Origin of the sequence: Streptomyces sp. NPDC046977 (genome assembly GCF_040644455.1) — a bacterium.
GTDB lineage: Bacteria > Actinomycetota > Actinomycetes > Streptomycetales > Streptomycetaceae > Actinacidiphila.
Window position 1 is genome coordinate 86011 of record NZ_JBEYWO010000025.1, and the last position, 25040, is coordinate 111050.

Below are 25040 nucleotides of genomic sequence, written 5' to 3' on the forward strand. Positions count from 1 at the left end.
AGCTGTCCCGTACAACGGCGTACGGAACGGAAGGCGGCGTCTGCCCTCACTACCCGGCCGAGGGCAGGCGCCGCACTTGCATGCCGGCGAACGCGGCCTGCGCGTCCTCGGTGTAGGCGCCCACGCTGCCGCTGACGTAGGGCCGTTCGGCGTCGGTGAACGAGGTCAGGAAGCGCCCGCCCACGGTGACCGTGACCACGGCGCCGCGCTGCTCCACCCCGACCTCGTACCACGGGCCGGGCGGGAACGGCGCCGGCCCGGTCGCCAGGAAGCGCTGGCCGCCGGGGTAGGCGGGGTCGCGCTTGCCCAGCTCCCAGCCGTTGGGCTTGAGGGTGACGTAGTAGAAGTGCTCGGGGTCGCCGTACCCCCACACCAGCCAGGGCACCTCCCACGGGTTGGGCGCGGGGGAGCGCAGCCGGCGCAGGGCCCGCATGCGCGCGGTGTACGCCACGTCGGCGTACCGCTCGGTGGTGACCACCAGTCCGGCGTGCGTCTCGTCGGGGCGGGTCGAGGCGGCCGGGGTGAGCGTCAGCGAGGTGTCGTCGCCGCGGTTGTCGCCGTACCCGTCGTACACCGACAGCCAGCGCCCGTGCACCGAGCCGTCCTCCCAGCCGGGGACCGCCGCGCCGGGCCGGGTGCAGGCGTACACGACGCCGCCCGTCACCAGCAGCAGCACCGCCAGCGCGATCCCGGCAGGCCGGCGGCCCCTCCGCCGCGGGCGGGGGAGGGGCCGGGACATCAGGAACCGGGGCGCGGTGGTCATGCCCGGGAGTACGGCTCCGCGGCCTGCGGCGAAGCGGCCGCGGCGAGTTCGCCGCGCAGCGCGTCACCGCGCACGTCGGCCCCGAACTCCCCGAAGTCCTCCGCCAGTTGCGCGAGGATGCGGTCGGCGGCGAGGCCGTCGCCGAAGGGATTGCCCGCGGTCGCCATGCGGTGGTACTCCGCCGGGTCGTCCAGCAGCCGCGTCGCCGCGCCGAGGATCGCCTCGGGGTCGGTGCCGATGAGCCGGGCCGCGCCCACCTCGACGGCCTCGGGCCGCTCGGTGGTCGTACGCAGCACCAGGGCGGGCTTGCCGAGGCTCGGCGCCTCCTCCTGGATGCCGCCGGAGTCGGTGAGCACCAGGTCGCTGTCGGCGAGGGTCGCCGCGAAGTCCGGGTAGCCCAGCGGCTCGACGACATGCACCGCGTGATGGCCGGTCAGTTCGGGGAGCAGCGCGTCGCGGACGGCCGGGCTCTTGTGCAGCGGCAGCAGGATCTCCACGTCGCCGCGCTCGCCGAGCCGGCGCAGCGCCCTGCCCATCGCGCGCATGCGCTCGCCCTGGTTCTCCCTGCGGTGCAGCGTCAGCAGCACCCGGCGGCGGCCGGTGCCGGGGAAGGCGCTGCGGCCCACGCCCTCGCCGATCACCCACAGCAGGTTGTCGATGACGGTGTTGCCGGTGACGAACACCTGGGTGTCCGGGGTCCCTTCGGCGCGCAGATGGCCGGCGGCCCGGGCCGTGGGCGCGAAGTGCCAGCGCGCGATGCGCCCGATGAGGCGCCGGTTGAGCTCCTCGGGGAAGGGGTTGTCGAGGACACCGGTGCGCAGGCCCGCCTCGACATGGGCGACCGGTACCCGCTCGTAGAAGGCGGCCAGCGCGCCGGCCAGCGCGGTGGTGGTGTCGCCCTGGACGACGACCAGGTCGGGGCGGTCGCCCCGGATCACCTCGCCCAGGCCCTCCACCAGACGGGCGGTCAGTTCGGACAGCTGCTGACGCTCGCGCATCACGTCCAGACCGGTCCTGGCCGGGACCCGCAGCAGGTCCAGCATCTGGTGGAGCATCTCGCGGTGCTGCCCGGTGGTGACCACCAGGGGTTCGAAGAGGTCGGAGGCGGCCATCGCGCGGGCCACCGGGGCCAGCTTGATCACCTCCGGCCTGGTGCCGAGAACGAGCATCGCGCGGATGGTGCCCGGCACTTCGGGCGCATCGGCGGAGTATGCGGACATGGATCCCCCTGGGACGGTGTGGCGGTCTGTGTCGGTGTGCTGATGAGCGAGGGGAACGCGCGGTGCGCGTCAGGTGCGGGCGGTCTTCAGCCAGGTGCGCTTTCCGGTGACCATCCGCCACAGGCCCCACCATCCGGCGGCGAACCAGATGTAGCCGTAGAGGATGAACACGTGCGCGACCAGGACCGAGCGCAGCAGCCCGAGGGTGCGCTCGCGCTTGGCGTAGACGAACCCGTACACATAGGCCGCGGTGAAGGAGAGCACGTACGGGCCGAGCAGCCACATCGGCGAGACGAGCGAGTGGCCCGCCCGCACGGAGGCGACGGCGGTGCCGGCGAGAGCGATGAGGAAGGAGAGCGGCAGCAGCGAGGTCAGCAGGATCAGCACCGGGCTGGACAGGTGGTAGAGCAGGTCCAGGGCCGGCCGGGTGGCGACCTCGCGCAGGATCAGCGGAACGAGGTTGGCCGACTGGAGGTGGCCCTGGAACCAGCGGGAGCGCTGCCGCACCAGCCGGCGCACGTCGAGCACGGCCTGCTGGGAGACCGCCGCGGTGGTGCAGTACTGGTTGCGCCAGCCGCGGGCGATCAGCCGGACGCCCAGGTCGAGGTCCTCGGTGAGGCTGTCGCTCCACGGGCCCGCGCCGCCCAGCGACTCCAGCGCGGACAGCCGCATGAACTGCCCGTTGCCGCCCATGCCGACGCTGCCGATGAAGCGCCGGGCGCTCTGGAAGACGTCGCCGTAGACGACGAACTCCATGTCCTGGAGCCGGGCGAGCAGGCCGAGGTGGCGGTTGTACATCCGGACGCCGATCTGGACGGCGCCGGTGCCCGGGTCGTCGAAGTACGGGTCAACGGACTGCAGGGTGTGCGGGTCCAGCCGGCCGTCGGCGTCGACGACGCAGATGATCACGTCCCGCGGGTCGCGGCCGCCGAGCAGTCCCGAGGACCGCAGGTGCCGTACGCCGGCGTTGAGCGCGGCGCCCTTGCCGCGCCGGGCGTCGGGCAGTTGACGCCGGTAGAGCCAGACCCGTTCGCCGCCGGGGTCGGCGGCGCGGACGACATCGGCCGTGCGGTCGTCGGAGGCGTCGTCGATGACCAGGGCGACGAAGCTGTCGGCGGGCAGTGAGGTGATGCGCGCCAGGCTCTCGCCGATGACCTTCTCCTCGTTGAGGCAGGCCAGCAGGAAGACGTAGAAGCGGGGTGTGCCGGGGCGTCGGGATCGGCGGATCCGCCGTCTGGAGAGCAGGAAGAGCACGGTGTTGTAGGCGCCGGCCATCACGATCAGCGAGGTGGCGGCCCACAACGGGATCCGGGAGATCATCCGCCGCTCCCGGGGAGCCGCGGGGCCGAGGTCCGGCCGGTGGGCCGGCGCAGCCACCATCGGGCGGTCAGCAGACCGAACGCGATCAGGCAGTACAGCAGGAAGCCCATTCCTGCTGCTATTTGTAAAGCCCTGGCGAAAGGAATGCCAGGGACGGTTCTCGTCGCCGATGCCATACCGGCAAGCGGCAGCATTGTGCCCAGTGCGGGCCTTCCGTACATGAGTGAGTCCCCCCAATGCGCTTCGGCTCCACAGTCGGGCCGAAACTCCCTCACGGAAGTTAGCAGATACTTTTAGACGATCATCCGCGATGGCGTCAGCCGTGGGAGAGGGCGCCTGGTAAGCCTTGCGTTCTCGCAGGTGAGGTGGGTCGGGGGAGAAGGTAATTCACCCGTCCGGGTGGGATTGGCCGCGGTAATGGAATGGATAATCGAACGGGATGCACATCCGATGATCCGGTTGACAGCGGGCATTGCGGCTCTGAACAATCAGCGGCCTGTTCATTCGGTGCAATGGGGGGAATATGCAATCCCGCATCAGGAGACCGCGGAAGTCCCGGGTCTCCGTCGTCGTCATGCTCGTCGCGTCGCTCGTGGGCGCCGCATTCCTGACCGGCCCGGCCGGCGCCGCACCCCGCGGCCCGGAGGCCGACCTCGGCGGGCACCTTCACCGCCACGCGGAGAATCTCGTCGGCCGCTCGGGCGTCGGCGCGATCGACCTGGGCGCGTGGGCGAAGTCCCAGCAGTCCGCGGACCGCGAACGCCGTACCGAGGGCCCGCCCCGGCAGGCCGCCGCGAGCCGGCCGGCCGCGCGGGCCGCGGCGCTCGCGGCACCCGCCGCTGCGCCGTCCGGTACCTCCGCGCTCGTCCTCTACGACACCGCGGGGCCCTACGGACAGCTCGGTGAGCTGTACGCCATGGCCACCGCCAACCTCGCCGGCCACTTCGGCACGGTGACCGCCAAGCCGGTCCAGCAGTACACCGCCGGCATGGTGAACCAGTACACGGCGACCGTCTACCTCGGCTCGACGTACTACGGCGGCAGCGTCCCCGACGCCGTCCCGGCCGCGTTCTACCAGGACGTGGTCACCACCACCCGCCCGGTGACCTGGGTCGGGGACAACATCTGGTCACTGGCGAACGCCACCGGCGTCGCCCAGTTCCAGAGCACGTACGGCTGGGACCCCAGCACCTCGTACTTCGACTCCGGCTCCGTCACGCAGGTGACGTACCGGGACCAGACCCTGACCCGGAAGATCCCGGCCGGCCAGGACGGCGGCGTGCTGCGCCCCACCATCGCGTCGGGGCCCGGCTATCCCGAGGTGACGGAACTGGCCCGGGCGGTCGACACGGGCACCGGCACGTCCTTCCCGTGGGCGGTGCGCTCGGGCAACCTCACCTACGTCGGTGAGATCCCGTTCGCCTACGTCTCGGAGACCGACCGCGTCATCGCCTTCGAGGACCTGCTCTTCGACGCCCTGGCGCCCAGCACCCCCGAGCGGCACCGGGCACTGCTGCGGCTGGAGGACATCAGCCCCGACTCCGACCCGGCCGAACTGCGCGCGACGGCCGACTACCTCTACTCGCAGAGGATCCCCTACGGCATCAACGTCATCCCCGTCTACACCGACCCGCACGGCACCTACAACAACGGCCGGCCCGAGACCGTCACCCTGCTCCAGCGCCCGCAAGTGGTCTCCGCGCTCAAGTACATGCTGGCGCGCGGCGCCGTCCTGATGAACCACGGCTACACGCACCAGTACGGCACCGTCGCCAACCCCTACAACGGCGTCTCCGGCGACGACTTCGAGTTCTACCGGGCCCACGTCGACAGCGCGGACAACGTGGTCTACGACGGCCCGGTCGCCGAGGACTCCGCGCTGTGGGCGCAGACCCGGGTGACCCTCGGCCTCGCCCAGTTCACCCTCGCCGGGCTGCCGACGCCGAAGCTGTGGACCACCCCGCACTACGCGGCCTCCGCCACCGACTACAAGGTCTTCGCGCGGAACTTCACGGCCCGCCTGGAGCGTTCGCTGTACTTCTCGGGGACGCTGAGCGGCACCGCCGGTGATCCCCATCGCTTCATCGGGCAGTTCTTCCCCTACGTGGTGAAGGACGTGTACGGCACCACCGTGCTGCCCGAGAACATCGGCAACTACGAGCCCGAGGCGTACAACAACCACCCGGCCCGGCTGCCCGCCGACCTGATCGCCTCGGCCAAGGCGAACCTCGCCGTGCGCGACGGCTTCGCCAGCTTCTTCTACCACCCGTACAACCCGGTCCAGCCGCTCCAGGAGACGGTCGACGGCATCCGCGCCCTCGGCTACACCTTCGTCAGCCCCGCGGCGCTCACGTGACCCTGATCCGGAGGACCGCCGCCGCCGCTCTCGCGGCGGCGGCGGCGGTCCTCGCCCTCACCGCCGGCTGCGCCGCCGTCCCCGCGGACGACGGCCGTTCCGTAGCCCCCGCGCACCCGTCCGCACCGGCCGGGGCCGGGGCGCCCCGGCTGCGCGGGATCGCCCTGCCGTCGTGGTCCGCCGAGGACTACGACAGCCCCGCCGCGGGCCGCTACCTGCGCGACATCGCGGCCACCGGGGCGGGCTGGGTGTCGCTCACCCCGACCTGGTACCAGTCGGCCCCGGGCGACGCCTCGATGCACACCACCGGGGAGACCGCGAGCGACGACTCGCTGCGCCGGATCATCCGCGAGGCGCACGCCGCCGGGCTCAAGGTCCTGCTCAAACCGCACGTCGACCTCCCCGGCGACCAGGACCGCGCGCAGATCCGGCCCGCCGACCCCGCCGCCTGGTTCGCCGCGTACACCCGCTTCATCACCCACTACGCGCGCCTCGCCGAGGACCTCGGGGCCGAGCAGCTCTCCGTGGGCACCGAACTGGCCGGCACCTCGCGGGACGGCGCCCGCTGGCGGGCGGTCGTCCGCGCCGTCCGGCGGGACTACCGGGGACCCCTGGTCTACGCCGCCAACTACGACGAGTACGCGCACATCCCCTTCTGGGACGACCTCGACCTCATCGGCGTCGACGCGTACTGGCCGCTGGCCGACCGCCCCACCACCGACGTCGGCCGGCTGCGCGCCGCCTGGCGGCCGATCGCCCGGCAGCTCTCCGGTTTCGCCGCCCGGCACCACCGCCGCGTGCTGTTCACCGAGGCCGGCTACGTCAGCCAGCGCGGCACGACCACGGCCCCCTGGTCGTGGACGGTCAGCGCGCGTCCCGCCGACGACGAGCAGGCCGCCGCCTACCAGGCCCTGCTCGGCGCCATGGAGGGGGAGCGCTGGTGGGCCGGGGTGTGCTGGTGGATGTGGGACGACTGGCCGGACAGCGGTGAGACACCGGCGCGGCTGGCCTACACGCCGCACGGCAAACCCGCCGAGGAGGTGCTGCGCCGCTCCTGGCGCAGATGAACGAGACAAAAGGTGCGAATCGCTGGGATCGTGTTCCCATGACCGCTCTCGCGCCCCCCGACCACGAGGACACGACGGACTTCGCCGACGCCGAACGCGGCTTCCTCGGCGCCCTCGCGCCCGGCCGTGTCACCGCCGACGACGGCCGGGTGGTCTGGGACAACGACGCCTACTCCTTCCTGCGGGAACCCTGCCCCGACACCGCCCACCCGGGCCTGTGGCGGCAGAGCAGGCTCGCGGCGAAGCAGGGGCTGTTCGAGGTCGTCGAGGGCGTCTACCAGGTCCGCGGCCTGGACCTGTCCAACATGACGCTCGTCGAGGGCGACCGCGGGGTCGTGGTCGTCGACCCCCTGCACTCCACCGAAGTCGCGGCCGCCGCCCTGGCGCTCTACCGCGAGCACCGGGGCGACCGGCCGGTCACCGCGCTCATCTACACCCACTGCCACGTCGACCACTTCGGCGGCGCGCGCGGCGTCCTGCCGTACGGCCACGACCCGGTGCCCGTCCTCGCCCCGGCCGGCTTCCTGGAGCACGCCGCCAGCGAGAACGTCTACGCCGGCACCGCCATGAACCGCCGCGCCGTCTACATGTACGGCTCGGAACTGCCCAAGGGCCCCGCCGGCCAGATCGGCTGCGGGCTCGGGCAGACCGTCTCCACCGGCGCCATCGCCCTGATCCGCCCGACCGTCGCCGTCACCCGCACCGGGCAGGACGAGACCCTCGACGGCGTCCGCATCGTCTTCCAGCTCACCCCGGGCACCGAGGCGCCCGCCGAGATGAACTTCGTGCTCCCCGGCAAGCGCGTGCTGTGCATGGCGGAGAACGCCACCCACACCATGCACAACATCCTGACCCTGCGCGGCGCCCAGGTCCGCGACGCCCGCGAGTGGGCCCGGTACCTCAACGAGTCGCTGGTGATGTTCGGCAACTCCGTCGACGTCGTCGTCGCCTCCCACCACTGGCCCACCTGGGGGCGGGAGAACATCCACCGGCTGCTGGCCCACCAGCGCGACCTGTACGCCTACCTCCACGACCAGACGCTGCGGCTGCTCAACCAGGGCCTCACCGGCAGCGAGATCGCCGAGGAACTGCGGCTGCCGCCCGCCCTGGAGCGCTTCCACGCCAACCACGGCTACTACGGCTCCCTCAGCCACAACGTGAAGGCGGTCTATCAGCGCTACATGGGCTGGTTCGACGGCAACCCCGCCCACCTGTGGCAGCATCCGCCGGCGGAGGAGGCGCGCCGGTACGTGGACTGCCTCGGCGGCGTCGACGCCACCGTGACCAAGGCCGGGGAGTACACCGACGCCGGCGACCTGCGCTTCGCCGCGACCCTGCTCGACCACGCCGTCTTCGCCGACCCCGGGCACGAGGAGGCCCGGCGCGAACTGGCCGCCGTGTACACGCGGTTGGGCTACGGCTGCGAGAACGGGCCCTGGCGCAACTTCTACCTGATGGGCGCCAAGGAACTGCGCGACGGCATCAGCCCGACCCCGACGACGACCGCCGGTCCCGAGCTCACCGCCGCGCTGACGGTCGACCAGCTGATCGACTCGCTCGCCATCCGCGTCAACGGCCCCCGGGCCTGGGACACCCACCTCACCATCGACTGGCGGCTCACCGACGAGCACCGCACCTGGCACCTCACCCTCTCCAACGGCGCGCTCACCCACTGGTCCACCCAGGACGGCCGCCCCAGCCGGCACGCCGACCTCACCCTCACCCTCACCCGGCCCGAGCTGCAGGGACTGCTGGCCGGCGGGCGCTTCGACGGGATCGAGCACGAGGGCGACCTGAAGGTGGTCACCACCCTCGTCGGCCTGCTGGACAGCCCCGACCGGAACTTCGCCGTCGTCACCCCCTGAGCCGCGGGCGGGCGTTGACGTGCCCCGGTGACCTGATTTCGGCGGCGCGGGCGGACGGCGGGCGCATAGCCTGAGCGCCATGGTCGAACACCGCTATGCCGAAGTGAACGGTCTCCGCCTCCACATCGCGGAGGAGGGCGAGGGTCCCCTCGTCGTACTGCTGCACGGCTTCCCCGAGTGCTGGTACTCCTGGCGCCACCAGTTCGGCCCGCTCGCCGCGGCCGGCTACCGGGTGGTCGCGCCCGACCAGCGGGGCTTCGGGCGCAGTGACCGCCCCGAAGCCGTCGACGCGTACACCATGCTGGACCTGGTCGGCGACGTGATCGGGCTGATCCACGCCCTCGGCGAGGAGACCGCCGTCGTCGTCGGCCACGACTGGGGCGCCCCCGTCGCCTGGCACACCGCGCTGCTGCGTCCCGACGTGGTGCGGGCCGTGGCCGGCCTGAGCGTCCCGCCGACCCCGCGCGGCGGGGACATGCCTCCGCTGCGCGCCATGTCGGAGCTGTACGACGGACGCTTCTACTGGAACTACTTCGCGCAACCCGGCGTCGCCGACGCCGAGTTCGCCGCCGACCCGACCTCCACCTTCCGCCGCTTCCTGTACGGCGCCTCCGGCGACAACCCCGCCAACGACCCCGTTCCCGCGCAGCCGCTGGTCCCGCCCGGCCACGGGTTCCTCGACCTCGTCGGCGAGCCGGAGAAGCTGCCGGCCTGGCTCACCGAGGAGGACGTCGCCACCTTCGTCGCCGAGTACGGGTCCCAGGGCTTCACCGGCGGGCTCAACTGGTACCGCAACCTCGACCTCAACTGGCGGTTGACGGCGCCCTGGAACGGTGCCACCCTCCAGGTGCCCGGCCTGTACATCACCGGCGACCGCGACGTCGTGCACGCCTTCCCCGGCGTCTCCGACCTCGTCCCGGCGCTGCCGCAGATCTACCCGACGCTGCGCGAACCCGTCGTGCTCCCCGGCTGCGGCCACTGGACACAGCAGGAACGCCCGCAGGAGGTCAACGCGGCGCTGCTGGACTTCCTCCGCGAGACGGCCCCGGCCCGCGTCTGACCGGTCCTCGGTCCTTTGCGCCTTGCCCCTCCCGCCCCGCCGGCCGCTCAGGTGTCGCACTCCAGCACGGTGCGGCACAGCCCGCACCGTGCCTTGACCCGGCCGCGCACCGGGACGCGGATGCGCTGGTGGCAGGTCGGGCAGGGGAAGGAGACCCGCATCGGCGCCTCCCCCTCGAAGGCGTAGCCGGCCACCGGGTGCGCGGCGCCGCGGCGGCGGTCGTGGGCGTAGCGCCGGCGGTTCGCCCAGCCGCAGCCCAGCAGCGGCGCGTTCCGCAGGTCCTCCCGGGCCAGCCCGAGACCGTCCCGGTACGCGTCGCGGGCCCGGGGGCCGGTCAGCCACGGCTCGATGTCGTCGCCGAACGCGAGCGCGCGCTTGGCCAGGACGTACCCGAACTCCTCCGGGGTGAGGTAGCCCAGCTTCGTCGCCGTCATCGTCACCCGGTCGCCGAACAGCGCCGGCTCCTCCCGGTAGGAGTCCAGCAGCAGCCAGCCCGCGCCGAGGTAGGCCGTGGCGGTGTCCGTGAGGATCTCGTTGTCCCGCGTGCCGGGGAACTCCAGGCCGAGCCGGTGCAGATACACATGCATGACCTCGTGCGCCAGCGCCGCGCCCACGTCGCGCCGGTCCTCCCGGAAGCGGTCGTGCAGCTCCACGAAGTACTCCGGGCCGGAGGCCAGTTCCACATTGCCCGCGTGCGTCATGTCGCGGAAGCTCACCACCATCCGGGCCTCGGGCAGCCGGAAGTGCTGCACGATGACCCGGGCCACCCGCTGCGCGCCCAGGTGCAGGTCCTCGTCCGGCGGGAACTCCACCGCCTCGGGGCGGACGCTCGCCGCGAAGCGGCTCACCGTGTCGTACGACAGTCTGCGGTAGAGCGCGGTCAGGGCCGACCGCACCTTCTCCAGATGCGGAAAGCCGTGCTCGATCGGGCTGGACGACGGCTCGCCCACGGCGCCTCCCCCAAGCGGTGCGACCCTTCGAGCCTACGCGTCCACCCACGCCGTTGTCGCCGTACGATCCGGTCCCGAACCCGACGCGGAACCGGCCACCGGCAACCCCGTCCCCGCCAGCCGCTCCGCCGCGCCCGGCGCCTCCCCGCCGGCCGGCTGGTACGCGCTGAGCAGCAGCCGGCCGCCCGGCTCCACCAGCTCGGCGAGCAGCCGGCGCAGCAGTCCGCCGAGCCGCGCCGGCGGCACGCAGTCCGCGAGGACGTGCACAAAGGTGAAGCGCCGGCCGCTCTCCGGCCGCCAGTCCAGCGCATTGCCGGCGGATATCCGGTCCGCCCACTGCGGCAGCCGGCGGCGCGCCAGCTCCACCAGGCCCGGCGCCATGTCCACCCCGTACGGCTCGACCGCCCGGCCGCGCTCGGCGGCCCACGCCCGCACGGACTCCATCAGCAGCCCGTTGGCGCAGCCGATGTCGAGGAAGGTGCCGTCCTTGTGCAGCGCCTCCACCACCATCGAGCGGCGCGCCCGCCACTCCTGCGGTCCGCCGCCGAAGCCGGAGCCGCCCTCGGCGGTCGCGGCCCGCAGATAGGCGGGCTGGATCAGCCGCAGGTTGTCCGCGAACCACGAGGCGTCGTCCTGCTCGCGGAAGGAGCGTGCCGCGTCCAGCACGGCCCGCCGCTCGGTGCGGTCCGCCAGCCGCGCGGCGACCTCCTGCGGGGTGCCGGAGAACAGCTCCACCCGGGTGTGCGGCCGCCGCCCGCGGTAGCGGTCGCCGTCCAGCCACGCGTACAGCCGCAGCTCCAGGCCGTCGTAGGCGAAGGGGTGCACCCGCTGCCGCAGGAAGCCGGCGGTCATCAGCGGCACGCGCTCGGAGGTGTCCAGCACCCAGTCCTCGCCCGGCAGCACGCGGCCCGACGGCAGCCGCAGGCCCGCGCCGCCGTGTCCCTCCGCGGGGACCGCGCAGCGGCCGTCCGGCAGGAAGAGCACGTACGTCACCCGGCGCACCGCCTCCGGGTCCCGCGGATCGTGCTCCATCGGCTCGTACGCGTGCGGCCCCCGCAGCATGCCGTCCCCCCTCGGCCGGATCCGTTCGCCCCCTGACGACGCGCCGGACGCCCCGGCGCCGGCGTGGGAAACACCGTACAAGTGACCACCGACATCCGGCTGCCGCCGCGTCCCGGGGGCGGCCCCGGGTCAGCCGGCGGCGGGTGCGGGGGGCGGCGGGAGCTGCCCGTAGCAGAGGCAGAACGGGTGCCCGGCGGGATCCGCGAAGACGCGGAAACCGCTCCGTTCGCCCCCGCTGTCGTGCAGGAAGGTCGCGCCGAGCGCGAGCACCTCCTTATGGGCCCGTTCCACGTCCGCGCGGGTGGGCACCTCGAAGTCGAGGTGGAACTGCTGCGGGTGCTCGGGATCCGGCCACCGCGGCGGGCGGTGGAACGGCACCTCCTGGAACGCGAAACGCGTGCCGCCCGGGGCGGTCAGGGTCACCCAGGAGGCGTCGGAGGCGTCCAGGGACCCGCCGAGGATCCCCTGGTAGAAGGCGCCCAGCGCCCTCGCGTCGGGACAGTCGATCACGGTGAGCTGCATCGCGGCGATCATCCGCCGAGCCTGCCCAAAGTCCTCCCTGAGACGCAAGGCCCTCGGCCCGGACCATACTTTCGGTGGATACGGGCCGGGACGGACGGGGGAGGCGCGGCACGCCCCCGGCTCCGTACCCTGGGGACCGTCGCCGTAGCCGCCAGCCGCGAAGGACCCCGCGCCATGCCTGCCCTGTCCCTGCCTCCCGTCGCCCTCGTCGCCCTCCTGGCCACCGGGGTCGCCGCCGTCGTGTGCTGCGCGGCGGTCGCGTGCGGCCCGCTCGCGGCGGTGTTCGCGGGACTGCTGGCCCTGGGCGTGTGGGGTGTGCGCTACGCGGTCCACCCGCGGTGAGCCCATGGGCCCCGCGCCGGCGTCCCACCGAAGGATCAACCTGCTCGCCCTCGCGCTGCTCGCCGCCGCCACCGCGGTGACGGTCCGGGCCGTCGGGCACACCGGCGCGGGCGGGCACGGCGCGGGCGACGCCGTCGTCCACGGCAGCACCTCCGCGCGCGCCGCCGATCCGGCCGGCCACACCCCCGTGCGCCTCGACATAGCCCGCGCCCGGGTCCACGCCCATGTGCTGGACCTCGGGCTCAACGACGACGGCAGCCTGCAGACCCCCGCCGGCGACGAGGGCCGCCACTGGGCGGGCTGGTACGACCGCAGCGCCGCGCCCGGCGACCCCGGCACCGCCGTGCTGGTCGGCCACCACGACACGGGAGGCGCCCGGGGCGTCTTCCACGACCTCGGCGACCTGCGCCCGTCCGACACGGTCGTCGTCACCCGCCGCGACGGCAGCCGTGCCCGCTTCGCGGTCACCCGGGTCGTCCGCGTCCCGGGGCGCTCCCGGCTCACCGGTGCCTGGTCCGCCGGTACCGGCGGCCCCGCCCTGCGCCTGATCACCTGCACCCGCGGCCGCGGCGGCACCCTGGTCGTCGACGCCGCGGCCGTCCGCCCCTCCTGACGCCCCGCGCGGCGGCCGCTGCCGCCCGCAGCGAACTTCCGTGCGGGTCGCACGGGCCATGAGGCAGCATGGCGGCATGCCTGCTCTCACCCGTGCCGAGGCCGAGACCCGCGCCCGGCTCCTCGACGTCCACACCTACGCCGTCGACCTGGACCTGACGCGTGGTGACGACGTGTTCGGCTCCACTACCGTCATCCGCTTCACCGCCCTCGCCGACGGCGACACCTTCGCCGAGCTCAAGCCCGCCGCCCTGCACCGCGCGGTCCTCGACGGCCGGGTGCTCGACCCGGCCGCCCTGGAGGACAACCGGCTGCCCCTCACCGGCCTCACGGCGGGCCCGCACGAGCTGCGGATCGAGGCCGACATGCGCTACTCGCGCACCGGGGAGGGCATGCACCGCTTCACCGACCCGGCGGACGGCGAGACCTACCTCTACACCCAGCTCTTCCTCGACGACGTCCAGCGCGTCGCCGCCGCCTTCGACCAGCCCGACCTGAAGGCCGTCTTCGAGGTCACCGTCACCGCACCGCCCGCCTGGACCGTCCTCGGCAACGGCGTCGCCGAGCGCACCGGTGAGGCCGAGGGCCACTGGCGGATCGCGCCGACCCCGCGCATCAGCACCTATCTGCTCGCGGTCGCCGCCGGTCCCTGGCACACGGTGCGCACCGAGCACGCGGGCCTGCCCTTCGGCCTGCACTGCCGGCGCTCGCTCGCGCCCCACCTCGACGCCGACGTCGAGGAGCTGTTCGACATCACCCGGCGCTGCTTCGACCGCTACCACGAACTGTTCGCGGAGCCCTACCCGTTCGACTCCTACGACCAGGCCTTCGTCCCCGAGTTCAACGCGGGCGCGATGGAGAACCCGGGCCTGGTCACCTTCCGCGACGAGATGGTGTTCCGGTCCGCCGTCACCGACGCCGAGCGGCAGACCCGCGGCATGGTCGTCGCCCACGAGATGGCGCACATGTGGTTCGGCGACCTCGTCACGCTGCGCTGGTGGGACGACATCTGGCTGAACGAGTCCTTCGCCGAGTACATGGGCTACCAGGTGCTCTCCGAGGCCACCCGCTTCACCGGCACCTGGACCGACTTCGCCGTCGCCCGCAAGGGCTGGGGCTACGACGCCGACCAGCGCCCCTCCACCCACCCCGTCGCCCCCGATCCCGGGGCCGTGCCCGACACCGCGTCGGCGCTGCTCAACTTCGACGGCATCTCGTACGCCAAGGGCGCCTCCGCCCTGCGGCAGCTGGTGACCTGGCTCGGCCGCAAGGACTTCCTCGCCGGCATCAACGAGCACTTCTCCCGGCACCGGTTCGGCAACGCCGCCCTCGCCGACTTCATCGACTCCCTCGCCTCCGCCACCGACCGGGACGTGCACGCCTGGGCCGACCGCTGGCTGCGCACCACCGGCGTCGACACCCTCACCCCGGTCCCGGCCGAGGCGGACGGCGGCTGGCGGCCGGAGGTGGCCCGCGCGGGCGAGCGCCCGCACCGCATCGCGGTCGCCGCGTACGACCGCGACGGCGCGGACCCGGCGCGGCTCGTGCTGCGCGAGCGCTTCGAGACCGACGTCCCCGCCGGCGCCGAGGCCGCCGCGACGCGGCCCGGTCCGCGCCCGGCCCTGGTGCTGCTCAACGACCAGGACCTGACGTACGCCAAGATCCGCTTCGACGCCGGGTCCTGGGACACCCTCGTCCGCGGCCTGAGCGGTCTGCCCGACCCGCTCGCCCGGGCCCTGGTGTGGAACGCGGCCCGCGACCTGGTGCGCGACGGCGAACTGCCGCCCGCCGCCTACCTGGACGTGGCCCGCGCCCACCTGCCGCACGAGACCGATGTCGCGGTGGTGCAGGGCGTGCTCGGCTTCGCCCGCCACCAGATCGCCGACCGCTACCTGCCGGCCGGGCAGCGGCCCGACGCGCTCGCCGTCCTGGAGTCCCTCACCCGCGAGCTGCTCCGCCACGAGGACCCGGGCATGCGGCTCGCCGCCGCCCGCGAACTGATCACCGCCGTCACCGCCCCCGCCGAACTGCGCGGCTGGCTCACCGCCGGGTCCCTGCCGGACGGGCCGCCGCTCGACCCCGAACTGCGCTGGCAGGTCCTCACCCGGCTCGCCGTCCTGGGCGCCGCCGACCGCGCCGACATCGCCGCCGAACTCGAGCGCGACCCCAGCGCCACGGGCCGGGAGGGTGCCGCGCGCTGCCGGGCCGCGCTGCCCGACGCGGAGGCCAAGCAGGAGGCGTGGACCTCGATGTTCGAGGACGACACGCTCTCCAACTACCTGTTCAACGCGACCGCCCAGGGCTTCTGGCAGCCCGAGCAGCTCGACCTGCTCGGCGACTGGGTGCCGCGCTACTACCCGGCCGCCGTCGCCCTCGCCGCCCACCGGGGCCCCGCGCTGGCCGACGCCGCCGGCCGCTGGGCCTTCCCCGGCCCCGTGGTCGACGCCTCCGTCCTCGAACTCGGCGAGGCCTGCCTTGCTTCCGCCGACCCCGCTCCCACCCCTGCCCTGCGGCGCCGGCTCGCCGACCAGCTCGACGACCTGGCCCGCGCCCTGCGCGTACGGGGCGCGTGACCGCTCACCGCGGTGCGCGGGGGCGCCCGACGGGCACGCACCCCCGCGCACGGCGGTGACGTCGGTCCGAAGAGGGGGACTTCGGACCCGGGGCAGCATCCCCGGACCGGTGGCGTCGTTACGCAGTCCGGACCGCGCGGACGGGTCGTGCGGCGGTGATCGACGCGTTCTCGGAGGGTGCCAGGCCGTGTCACCTCAGCTCGCCGGCGGCAGGGGAGGGCCGCGCCGGCTGCGACCGTTGCTGGGGGTGGTGCTGGACGCGCTCGCGGAGGGTGCCGCGGGGCGCGCGGGCCCGCTGCCCGCGGGCGGACCCGGGGCGGTGTCCGCGCGGGTCGCGCAGGCCTTGGCGGACGTGCTCCCGGAGCACGGGACGGGGGCGGAGGAGGCCCTGGGGACGCTGGTGCGGCTGGTCGCCGAGGGCGCGGCGGACCCGGCGGAGCCGTTCTGCGCGGCGCACCTGCACTGCCCGCCGCTGGCGGTGGCAGCGGCCGCCGACCTGGCCGCGAGCGCGCTGAACCCGTCGATGGACTCCTGGGACCAGGCCCCGGCCGCGACCGCCCTGGAGGCGGCGGTGACGGCGGCGCTGGCGCGGCTCGTGCACCCCGCGGCGGCCGCGCCCGACGCCCTGATCACGACCGGCGGCACCGAGTCCAACCAGCTCGCGCTGCTGCTCGCCCGCGAACGCGCCCCCGGTGTGCGGATCGTGACCGGGGCCAACGTCCACCACAGCGTGCCCCGCGCCGCATGGCTGCTCGGGCTGCCGGAGCCGGTCGTCCTGGACACTCCCGCCGGGGTGCTCGACCCCGCCCGGGCCCGCGCCGCGCTCGCCGCGGTTCCGGGCCCCGCCCTGCTCGTCGCCACGGCCGGGACCACCGACACCGGCGCGCTCGACCCGCTGCCCGAACTGGCCCGCGCCGCGCGGGAGTACGGCGCCGCCCTGCACGTGGACGCGGCCTACGGCGGCGCCCTGCTGTTCAGCGACCGTCGGGCGCCGCGGCTGGCCGGCCTGGCGGAGGCCGGCACCGTCACCCTGGACCTGCACAAGCTGGGCTGGCAGCCGGTCGCCGCGGGCGTGCTCGCCGTGCGCGAGGGGGAGTCGCTGCGACCGCTCGGGCACCAGGCGGACTACCTCAACGCCGCCGACGACACCGAGGCCGGCATCCCCGACCTGCTCGGCCGCTCGCTGCGCACCACGCGCCGCCCGGACGTGCTGAAGATCGCCGTGACGCTGCGCGCCCTCGGCAGGCAGGGCCTGGGCCGGCTGGTGGACACCGTCTGCGACCGCGCCCACGAGCTGGCCGACCTGGTGGAACGGCACCCGGACCTCACCTTGTACGCCCGCCCTGGGATCAGCACCGTGCTGCTGCGCCCCACCGGGGCCGGCGACGCGGACGTCGCCGCGATCCGGCGCCGGCTGATGCTCGACGGACGGGCGGTCCTCGGCCGGGCCCGCGCCGGCGGGCGGCTGTGGCTCAAGGCGACCCTCCTCAACCCGGCGCTGACCGCCGGCGACCTCCAGGCACTCCTCGCGCTCGTGTGCGCGACCCACCAGGAAGGCAGCACGTCCGATGACCGTGGCTGAAGACCCTGAGTACACCGCGTACCCCCAACACAACGGACACAGCGGATACAGCGGGCACCCGGGACGCACCGCGTACACCCCGTACGCGTCCGCCGAGCGCGCCGCGGAGACCGCCCCGTACGCCGAGCAGCCCTTCGACCTGCTCGGCATCGGCATCGGGCCGTTCAACCTCTCCTTGGCCGCACTCGCCGACGGCGTCCCGTACCTCAGCGCCGCCTTCTACGAGCAGGAGCCCGCCTTCCACTGGCACCCCGGGCTGCTGATCGAGGGCGCCACGCTCCAAGTGCCCTTCCTGGCCGATCTGGTGAGCCTGGCCGACCCGACCAGCCGCTGGAGCTACCTGAACTGGCTGAAAGCCCGGGAGCGGCTGTTCCCGTTCTACTTCGCCGAGCGCTTCCAGGTGCACCGCGCCGAGTACGACGCCTACTGCCGCTGGGTCGCCGAGTCGCTGACCAGCACCCACTTCGGCCACCGGGTCGACTCCGTCCGCTGGGACCCGGGCCGCGGCCTGTTCGAGGTCGCCCACACCCGGCTGGACGCCGACGGGAAGGCGCAGTCGCGGGGCCGCGGCCACGCCCGCAACCTCGTCCTCGGCATCGGTTCCGAGCCGTACGTCCCCGAGCCGCTGCGCCCGCTCGCCGAGGCGCCGGTGGTGCCGGTCGTGCACTCCGCGGACTACCTCGCGCAGCGCGACCGGCTGCTGGCCGCCGGCCATGTCACCGTCGTCGGCGCCGGCCAGTCCGGGGCCGAGGTCTTCCTCGACCTGCTGCGCGCCCGTCCCGCCGGGAGCGAGCGGCTGACGTGGATCGCGCGCAGCCCCGCCTTCGCGCCGATGGAGTACAGCAAGCTCGGCCTGGAGCAGTTCACCCCCGACTACGCGCGCTTCTTCCACGGCCTGGCCGAGCCGGTGCGCGACAGCCTGCTGCCCCGGCAGTGGCAGCTGCACCGGGCCGTCGACCACGGCACCATCGCCGCCATCCACGACGAGCTGTACCGCCGCTCCCTCGGCGGCGGCTGGCCGGACGCCGTCCTCACCCCCGGTGTCACCGTGCGGACCGCCGGGCGGATGGGCATGAGCGCCGTCGAACTCCACCTGGAGCACCAGGAGCAGGGCACCCGCACCCGGATCGTCACCAACGCGGTGGTGCTCGCCACCGGCTACCGCGAACGGCCCGCCGGCGGGCTGCTCGCGGCGCTGGACCCGTACATCCGGCACGACGCGGCGGGCCGGCCGCGGATCGACGAGCAGCACCGGATCGTGCTGGACCCGGTGGTCGGCGGATCGGTGTACGTGCAGAACGCCGACCGACACGCGCACGGCGTCGGCGCCCCCGACCTGGGCCTGGCCGCGTGGCGCTCGGCCGTCATCCTCAACTCCGTGACGGGCAAGGAGCCCTGTCCGCTCCCCGCCCGCACGGCCTTCACGACGTACGGCCTGACCTCGGCCACGGCACCGGTCAGCGAGATCCCTTCCGCACGGCCCGCAGGTATTCGCGGTTCATAGCGGCGATCGACGGCAGCGGGATGCCCTTGGGGCAGGCCGTGGCGCACTCGCCGGTGTTGGTGCAGCCGCCGAAGCCCTGGTCGTCCATGGCGGCGACCATGTTCAGCACCCGGGTCTCCCGCTCCGGGCCGCCCTGCGGCAGCACATTGAGGTGGTTGACCTTCGCGGAGGTGAACAGCATCGCCGAGCCGTTGGGGCAGGCCGCCACGCACGCCCCGCAGCCGATGCACTCCGCGTGCTCGAAGGCCACGTCCGCCGTCGCCTTGGGGACGGCGGTGGCGTGCGCCTCGGGCGCACTGCCGGTCGGCACCGAGATGTACCCGCCGGCCTGGATCACCCGGTCGAAGGCCGAGCGGTCCACCACCAGGTCCTTGACCACCGGGAAGGCGGCCGCCCGCCACGGTTCGACGTCGACGGTGTCGCCGTCCTGGAAGTGCCGCATGTGCAGCTGGCAGGTGGTGGTCCGCTCCGGGCCGTGCGCCTGCCCGTTGATGACCATGCCGCAGGCGCCGCAGATGCCCTCGCGGCAGTCGTGGTCGAAGGCGACGGGCTCGTCGCCGGCGAGGATCAGCTCCTCGTTGAGGACGTCGAGCATCTCCAGGAACGACATGTCGGGACTGATGTCCTCGACGCGGTAGGTGACCATGGCGCCGTCCTCCTGCGAGGACCGCTGGCGCCAGATGCGCAGGGTGAGGTTCACGCGTAGCTCCGCTGGGTGGGGTGTACGTACTCGAAGGCGAGCGCCTCCTTGTGGAGCACCGGCGTGCCGCCGTCGCCGGGGTGCTCCCAGGCGGCGGCGTACGAGAAGTTCTCGTCGTCGCGCAGCGCCTCGCCGTCGGGGGTCTGGCTCTCCTCGCGGAAGTGGCCGCCGCAGGACTCGGCCCGGTGCAGCGCGTCCAGGCACATCAGCTCGGCCAGCTCCAGGAAGTCCGCGACCCGGTTGGCCTTCTCCAGCGACTGGTTGAACTCCTCGCCGCTGCCGGGCACCTTGATGCGGCGCCAGAACTCCTCGCGCAGCGCGGGGATGCGCTCCAGTGCCTTGCGCAGCCCGGCCTCGGTGCGGGCCATGCCGCACTCGTCCCACATCAGCTCGCCGAGCTCGCGGTGGAAGGAGTCCGGGGTGCGGTCGCCGTCCACGGCCAGCAGCAGGTTCAGCCGGTCCTCGACGTCGGCGACGGCCTCCGTGACCGCCGGGTGGTCCGCGGCGATGGCGTCGTGCGGGCCGCGCGCCAGGTAGTCGTTGATCGTGGACGGCAGCACGAAGTAGCCGTCGGCCAGGCCCTGCATCAGGGCGCTGGCGCCGAGCCGGTTGGCGCCGTGGTCGGAGAAGTTGGCCTCGCCGATCGCGAACAGACCGGGGACCGTGGTCTGCAGGTCGTAGTCCACCCACAGGCCGCCCATGGTGTAGTGCACGGCGGGGTAGATCCGCATCGGCCGGGTGTACGGGTCCTCGGCGGTGATCCGCTCGTACATCTCGAAGAGGTTGCCGTACTTCGCCTCCACCTCGGCGCGGCCCAGCCGGGCGATCGCGTCGGCGAAGTCCAGGTAGACGCCCTGGCCGCCGGGGCCGACGCCGCGACCCTCGTCGCAGACGTTCTTGGCGGCCCGCGAGGCGATGTCGCGGGGCACCAGGTTGCCGAAGGAGGGGTAGATCCGCTCCAGGTAGTAGTCCCGCTCGTCCTCGGGGATCTCGTGCGGCGGGCGGTCGTCGCCCTTGGCCTTGGGCACCCAGATGCGGCCGTCGTTGCGCAGCGACTCGCTCATCAGCGTCAGCTTCGACTGGTGGTCGCCGGAGCGCGGGATGCAGGTCGGGTGGATCTGCGTGAAGCAGGGGTTGGCGAAGTACGCGCCCCGGCGGTGCGCCCGCCAGATCGCGGTCGCGTTGGAGCCCTTGGCGTTGGTCGACAGGTAGAAGACGTTGCCGTAGCCGCCGCTCGCCAGCACCACGGCGTCGCCCAGGTGCACCGAGATCTCACCGCTGACCAGGTCGCGGGCGACGATGCCGCGGGCCCGGCCGTCCACCACGATCAGGTCCAGCATCTCGGTGCGGGCGTGCAGCTCCACGTTCCCGGCGTCGATCTGCCGGGACAGCGCCTGGTAGGCGCCGAGCAGCAGCTGCTGGCCCGTCTGGCCCCGGGCGTAGAAGGTCCGGGAGACCTGCACGCCGCCGAAGGAGCGGGTGTCCAGCAGACCGCCGTACTCGCGGGCGAAGGGCACGCCCTGGGCCACGCACTGGTCGATGATCTGCAGCGACACCTCGGCCAGGCGGTGCACATTGGACTCGCGGGCCCGGAAGTCGCCGCCCTTGACGGTGTCGTAGAACAGCCGGTGCACGCTGTCGCCGTCGTTGCGGTAGTTCTTCGCCGCGTTGATGCCGCCCTGGGCGGCGATGGAGTGCGCCCGGCGCGGCGAGTCCTGGTAGCAGAACTGCACGACGTGGTAGCCCTGTTCGGCCAGCGTGGCGCCGGCGGAGCCGCCCGCCAGGCCCGTGCCGACGACGATGACCTTGTGCTTGCGGCGGTTGGCCGGGTTGACGAGCTTCGCCTCGAACTTGCGGCGGCTCCAGCGCTCCTCGATGGGCGCGGCAGGCGCCTTGGTGTCGGCGAGCGGGTCGCCCTCGCGGTACAGCATGGTCAGTCCACCAATCCGGTCATCACGGAGACGGGTACCAGGACGAATCCCGCGGTCAGCACCAGCGCCAGCACGTTCGCGGTGGCCTTCAGGGCCCGGTCGCTGCGCTTGGTGACCGCCCCGAGGGTCTGCGCCGCGCTCCAGAAGCCGTGCCTGATGTGCAGGCCGAGGGCGAGCATCGCCGTGATGTAGACGACGTTCACCCACCACAGCCGGAAGTCGGCCACCACGTTCTCGTAGGGGTGCTCCGCCTGGCCGCGCGGGTTCACGGTGAGCGTCGTCAGGTCGAGGATGTGCCACACGATGAACAGGCCGAGGATCACCCCGCCCCAGCGCATCGTGCGCGTCGCGTAGCTCGCGCGCGCCCTGGTGTGTGCGTACTTCGCCGGGCGCGCCTTGATGTCGCGCCTGCTGAGCTGGTAGGCGGCCACGCCGTGCAGGACGACCGCGGCCACCAGGCCCGTCCGCTGGATGTACAGGTACCAGCCGTTGTGCAGCGCGGGCTCGCCGATGGTGCGCAGCCATGCCGCGTACCCGTTGAACTCCGTCGGGCCGAAGAAGATCTTCAGATTGCCCGCCATGTGCGCGACCAGGAACAGCAGCATGATCACGCCGGTCGCGGCCATGACCGCCTTCTTGCCCACGGTCGAGCCCCACAGCGCCCGCACCGCGGACGGACGCACCGCTCTCGTCGCCAAAGCCATGCGGCTGACGCTAGATCCCCTCGTATTGAAAGGTCCAAGACGCGTTCGGGCTCGTTTCGATAGGTCGGCCCTATCGTCGATTACCGTGGGCGGCGTGCAACTGCAACAACTCGTGTACTTCCTCGCCGTCACCGACACCCGGCACTTCACCCGGGCCGCCGAGCGCGTCCACGTGGCCCAGCCCTCGCTGTCGCAGCAGATCAAGGCCCTGGAACGGGAGCTCGGCGCGGAGCTGTTCAGCCGCGCCCGGGGCAACATCGCCCTCACCGACGCCGGGGAGGCGCTGCTGCCGATCGCCCGGCGCATCGTCGCGGACACCGAGGCCGCCACACAGGAGGTGCAGGAACTGGTGCAGCTGCGCCGCGGACGGGTGCGCCTCGGCGCCACACCGAGCCTGTGCACCGGGCTGCTCCCCGACCTGCTGCGCGACTTCCACACCCGCTACCCGGGCATCCGGCTGGTCGTGGAGGAGGGCGGCTCCCGCGACCTGGTGCGGGAGCTGGCCTCCGGCAGCCTGGACCTGGCGCTGATCGTGCTGCCCCTGCAGAGCCACGACCCCGCGCTGGACGCCACCCCGCTGCTCCACGAGGACCTGGTCGTGGTCACCGCGGCCGACACGCCGCCCCCCTGGCCGGGACCCCACGTCGACGTGGCCGATCTGCGCGACCAGCCGCTGGTGATGTTCCGCCGCGGCTACGACCTGCGGGAACTGACCGTCGGCGCGTGCCGGGCGGCCGGCTTCGAGCCCCGCTTCGCCATCGAGGGCGGCGAGATGGACGCCGTCCTCGGCTTCGTCGAGGCGGGGCTCGGCCACGCCGTCGTACCCAGCATGGTGGCCGGGCGCCGCCCGCGGCTGCGGACGACGCCCTTCACGCCACCGGGGCTGCACCGCACCGTCGCCCTCGCCCACCGCAAGGACGCCGAACCCCCGCGCGCCGCCCGCGAACTGCGCCGGGTGCTGCTGGAGCACGTACGGGACAGGGACTGCGCGACCCGGTGCGCTGCGCCGGAGTGACGGATCAGAACACCGGCACGCCGTCGCGGGTCAGCCGCCAGTCCACGCCGGCGAACCGCGACGGGTCGATGGTGCCGGTCGCCTGCACGTAGGTGATGATCGTGTTGCGGATCTCCTCGGAGTTCGCCCACACCTGCGGCGCGGAGGCGACACCGGGGAAGTTGCCGCCGCCGTTGGCGCGGTAGTTGTTGACGGCGAACACAAAGCGCGCGGACTCGTCGATCGGCGCACCGCCGAACCGCACGTTCGAGACGCGCGAGCCGGCCGGCCTGGCGATGTCGATCTCGTAGCTGACACCGCTGACCACGTCGTAGTTGTAGTCCGGGGTGTTGGCGGCGTTGGTCAGCTTCGCGACGTCGACCGGGGCGCCGGCCGGGGTCCGCACGAAGTAGTTCGCCGAGAACTCCAGGTACGCCGTGATCTGGGCGCCCGTCAGGATGCGGGCCTCCAGCGTGTTCTCGTACACGTACAGGCCGGCCACGTCGCGCAGGGTCACCCGGCCCGCCGGGATGGCGGCCGTGCGGGAGAAGCACGCGGCCTGCGACAGCACCGGCAGCGCGGCGTACTCGGTGCCCGCCAGTGCGGCCTTGACCGTCTCGGCCTGCACATGGTTGATGAAGTCGATGATCGGGGTGTCCTTGTACGGGGACTCGGCCGCCGTCATCGCCGCGGCGGAGTCGCCGATCACCTGGTTCACGTACGCGACGACCTTCGCGTGCTCGTCGCGCAGCAGCCCGGTGATCTCCGGGTCCTCCTCGACCGTGTTGGAGTTGAGCACGGACGCGCCGACCGTGACGACCTCCCACGCGCCGTTCACCAACTCCATCTCGAAGTCGAAGACGGTCAGCCGCTGGCCCCACTTGGACGGCTCGGACAGCACCACGCCCTGGCCGGTCTGCTTGTTCGCCACCACGTACTCGGGGATCTCGTTGTGCGCGTGGCCCACGAGGATCGCGTCGATGCCTGGCACCTGCTCGGCCACCAGCGCCGCCGCGTTCTCCACGTACGGCAGCTGGTCACCCCAGGAGGAGGTGCCCGAGGTGCCGCTGTGCGCCGAGACGACCACCACGTCCGCGCCCATCGCGCGCAGCCGCGGCACGTACTTCGCCGCCTGCTCCTCCAGGCCCGGGAACGTCATCCGGCCCTGGACGTTGCCCTTGTCCCAGATCGCGATGCCCGGGTTCGTCAGCCCGAGGACCGCCACCGTCACGTCCGGCGCGCCCTGCACCCGCATACGGTGCAGGGAGTACGGCGCGAAGGCGGGCTGCCCGGTCTTCGCGTCCAGGGCGTTGGCGCCCAGGAGCGGGAACTTGCACTGGTCCTCGAACTCGCGCAGCAGCGGGATGCCGTAGTTGAACTCGTGGTTGCCGAGGGCCGCCGCGTCGTAGTCCATGGCGTTCATGGCCTGGGCCATGGGGTGCTTGGGGCCGTGCTTGGCGGTGATCGGGTCGACCCGGGCGTAGTAGTACGACAGCTGGGTGCCCTGGATGGTGTCGCCCGCGTCGATCAGCAGCACATTACGGCGGCCCTTGGCGGCCCGCTGCTGCTTGACCAGCGTGGAGATCTTGGCGAGGCCGACGTCGTTGTGCGGCTTGTCGTCGAACTCGGCGTCGGTGAAGTAGTCCCAGTTGAAGACGTTGCCGTGCAGGTCGGTGGTGCCGAGGACACTGAACGAGTAGCGCTCGGGCTCCTCCGGCTTGTGGCTCCTGGCCTGGGCCGGAGCCGCCGAGGCCAGCACGCCTGCCGCACCGGTCAGCGCGATGCCCGCCCCGGTGGCGGCGGAACGGTTGAGGAAGTCCCTGCGGTTGAGCGGCATACGTCGGCTCCCGTTTGTTGACGGAACGATGGGCGGTTCTTTGCGGTAACGCGCGTAGATTCTGGCCCCGTCACTA

General features: G+C 73.2%; 20 protein-coding genes. 10 read left to right on the top strand and 10 right to left on the bottom strand.

Annotated elements, in window-relative coordinates; genetic code table 11:
- Positions 1–49: 49 nt before the first annotated feature.
- The 3 genes from ABZ883_RS31235 to ABZ883_RS31245 form a co-directional block, all read right to left on the bottom strand.
- On the bottom strand, positions 50–763 hold the full coding sequence (locus ABZ883_RS31235; RefSeq protein ID WP_360912042.1) for a calcium-binding protein: 714 nt from the start codon (positions 761–763) through the stop codon (positions 50–52).
- The gene (gene wecB, locus ABZ883_RS31240; RefSeq protein WP_360912045.1) at positions 760–1983 is read right to left on the bottom strand and encodes a UDP-N-acetylglucosamine 2-epimerase (non-hydrolyzing); all 1224 of its coding nucleotides are present in this window, start codon (positions 1981–1983) and stop codon (positions 760–762) included. The genes ABZ883_RS31235 and wecB overlap by 4 nt, the downstream gene beginning before the upstream one ends.
- 69 nt (positions 1984–2052) lie before the next feature.
- Complete coding sequence (locus ABZ883_RS31245) at positions 2053–3303, bottom strand: glycosyltransferase family 2 protein (RefSeq protein ID WP_360912048.1); 1251 nt, start codon at positions 3301–3303, stop codon at positions 2053–2055.
- A 523-nt stretch (positions 3304–3826) separates the two neighbouring features.
- Here ABZ883_RS31245 and ABZ883_RS31250 point away from each other — a divergent pair.
- From ABZ883_RS31250 to ABZ883_RS31265, 4 genes are all read left to right on the top strand, one after another.
- Positions 3827–5659, top strand: a complete 1833-nt coding sequence (locus ABZ883_RS31250) for a polysaccharide deacetylase family protein (RefSeq protein WP_360912050.1) — start codon at positions 3827–3829, stop codon at positions 5657–5659.
- Positions 5656–6726, top strand: a complete 1071-nt coding sequence (locus ABZ883_RS31255) for a hypothetical protein (protein ID WP_360912052.1) — start codon at positions 5656–5658, stop codon at positions 6724–6726. The genes ABZ883_RS31250 and ABZ883_RS31255 overlap by 4 nt, the downstream gene beginning before the upstream one ends.
- A gap of 38 nt (positions 6727–6764) precedes the next feature.
- Positions 6765–8591, top strand: coding sequence for an alkyl sulfatase dimerization domain-containing protein (locus tag ABZ883_RS31260; protein ID WP_360912054.1), 1827 nt, complete (start codon positions 6765–6767; stop codon positions 8589–8591).
- 79 nt (positions 8592–8670) lie between these two features.
- On the top strand, positions 8671–9651 hold the full coding sequence (locus tag ABZ883_RS31265; RefSeq protein WP_360912057.1) for an alpha/beta hydrolase: 981 nt from the start codon (positions 8671–8673) through the stop codon (positions 9649–9651).
- Positions 9652–9698: 47 nt separating this feature from the next.
- On the opposite strand, the gene ABZ883_RS31270 is transcribed toward ABZ883_RS31265, so the two are convergent.
- From ABZ883_RS31270 to ABZ883_RS31280, 3 genes are all read right to left on the bottom strand, one after another.
- Positions 9699–10601 carry a hypothetical protein gene (locus ABZ883_RS31270; RefSeq protein WP_360912059.1) on the bottom strand — a complete coding sequence of 301 codons (903 nt, stop codon included), beginning with the start codon at positions 10599–10601 and terminating at the stop codon, positions 9699–9701.
- A gap of 33 nt (positions 10602–10634) precedes the next feature.
- Positions 10635–11663: a class I SAM-dependent methyltransferase gene (locus ABZ883_RS31275; protein WP_360912061.1), complete on the bottom strand. Its 1029-nt coding sequence runs from the start codon at positions 11661–11663 to the stop codon at positions 10635–10637.
- A 129-nt stretch (positions 11664–11792) separates the two neighbouring features.
- On the bottom strand, positions 11793–12197 hold the full coding sequence (locus ABZ883_RS31280) for a VOC family protein (RefSeq protein ID WP_360912063.1): 405 nt from the start codon (positions 12195–12197) through the stop codon (positions 11793–11795).
- A gap of 162 nt (positions 12198–12359) precedes the next feature.
- Here ABZ883_RS31280 and ABZ883_RS31285 point away from each other — a divergent pair, with 162 nt between their 5' ends.
- The 5 genes from ABZ883_RS31285 (at position 12360) to ABZ883_RS31305 (ending at position 18798) form a co-directional block, all read left to right on the top strand.
- The gene (locus ABZ883_RS31285; RefSeq protein WP_360912065.1) at positions 12360–12527 is read left to right on the top strand and encodes a hypothetical protein; all 168 of its coding nucleotides are present in this window, start codon (positions 12360–12362) and stop codon (positions 12525–12527) included.
- A 4-nt stretch (positions 12528–12531) separates the two neighbouring features.
- On the top strand, positions 12532–13140 hold the full coding sequence (locus ABZ883_RS31290) for a sortase (protein WP_360912068.1): 609 nt from the start codon (positions 12532–12534) through the stop codon (positions 13138–13140).
- Between the two features lie 76 nt (positions 13141–13216).
- Positions 13217–15712, top strand: a complete 2496-nt coding sequence (pepN, locus tag ABZ883_RS31295) for an aminopeptidase N (protein WP_360912070.1) — start codon at positions 13217–13219, stop codon at positions 15710–15712.
- A gap of 187 nt (positions 15713–15899) precedes the next feature.
- The gene (locus ABZ883_RS31300; protein ID WP_360912071.1) at positions 15900–17294 is read left to right on the top strand and encodes an aminotransferase class V-fold PLP-dependent enzyme; all 1395 of its coding nucleotides are present in this window, start codon (positions 15900–15902) and stop codon (positions 17292–17294) included.
- Positions 17281–18798, top strand: a complete 1518-nt coding sequence (locus tag ABZ883_RS31305) for a SidA/IucD/PvdA family monooxygenase (RefSeq protein ID WP_360912074.1) — start codon at positions 17281–17283, stop codon at positions 18796–18798. Before ABZ883_RS31300 ends, ABZ883_RS31305 begins: the two co-directional genes overlap by 14 nt.
- Here the strand turns inward: ABZ883_RS31305 and ABZ883_RS31310 are convergent.
- From ABZ883_RS31310 to ABZ883_RS31320, 3 genes are read right to left on the bottom strand one after another with little or no spacing between them, the layout of a single operon-like run.
- Positions 18752–19498, bottom strand: coding sequence for a succinate dehydrogenase/fumarate reductase iron-sulfur subunit (locus ABZ883_RS31310; RefSeq protein WP_360912077.1), 747 nt, complete (start codon positions 19496–19498; stop codon positions 18752–18754). The two genes, ABZ883_RS31305 and ABZ883_RS31310, sit on opposite strands and share 47 nt — an antisense overlap.
- Positions 19495–21429 (bottom strand): fumarate reductase/succinate dehydrogenase flavoprotein subunit, encoded by a 1935-nt coding sequence (locus ABZ883_RS31315; RefSeq protein WP_360912080.1) that lies wholly within the window; start codon positions 21427–21429, stop codon positions 19495–19497. Before ABZ883_RS31315 ends, ABZ883_RS31310 begins: the two co-directional genes overlap by 4 nt.
- Before the next feature lie 2 nt (positions 21430–21431).
- Entirely contained in the window at positions 21432–22133 is a 702-nt protein-coding gene (locus ABZ883_RS31320; RefSeq protein WP_360912082.1) for a succinate dehydrogenase cytochrome b subunit, read from the bottom strand.
- A gap of 94 nt (positions 22134–22227) precedes the next feature.
- Here ABZ883_RS31320 and ABZ883_RS31325 point away from each other — a divergent pair, with 94 nt between their 5' ends.
- Positions 22228–23148: a LysR substrate-binding domain-containing protein gene (locus ABZ883_RS31325; RefSeq protein ID WP_360912084.1), complete on the top strand. Its 921-nt coding sequence runs from the start codon at positions 22228–22230 to the stop codon at positions 23146–23148.
- Between the two features lie 4 nt (positions 23149–23152).
- Here ABZ883_RS31325 and ABZ883_RS31330 read toward each other — a convergent pair whose 3' ends face one another.
- The gene (locus ABZ883_RS31330) at positions 23153–24964 is read right to left on the bottom strand and encodes a 5'-nucleotidase C-terminal domain-containing protein (protein WP_360912086.1); all 1812 of its coding nucleotides are present in this window, start codon (positions 24962–24964) and stop codon (positions 23153–23155) included.
- Between the last annotated feature and the right edge of the window lie 76 nt (positions 24965–25040).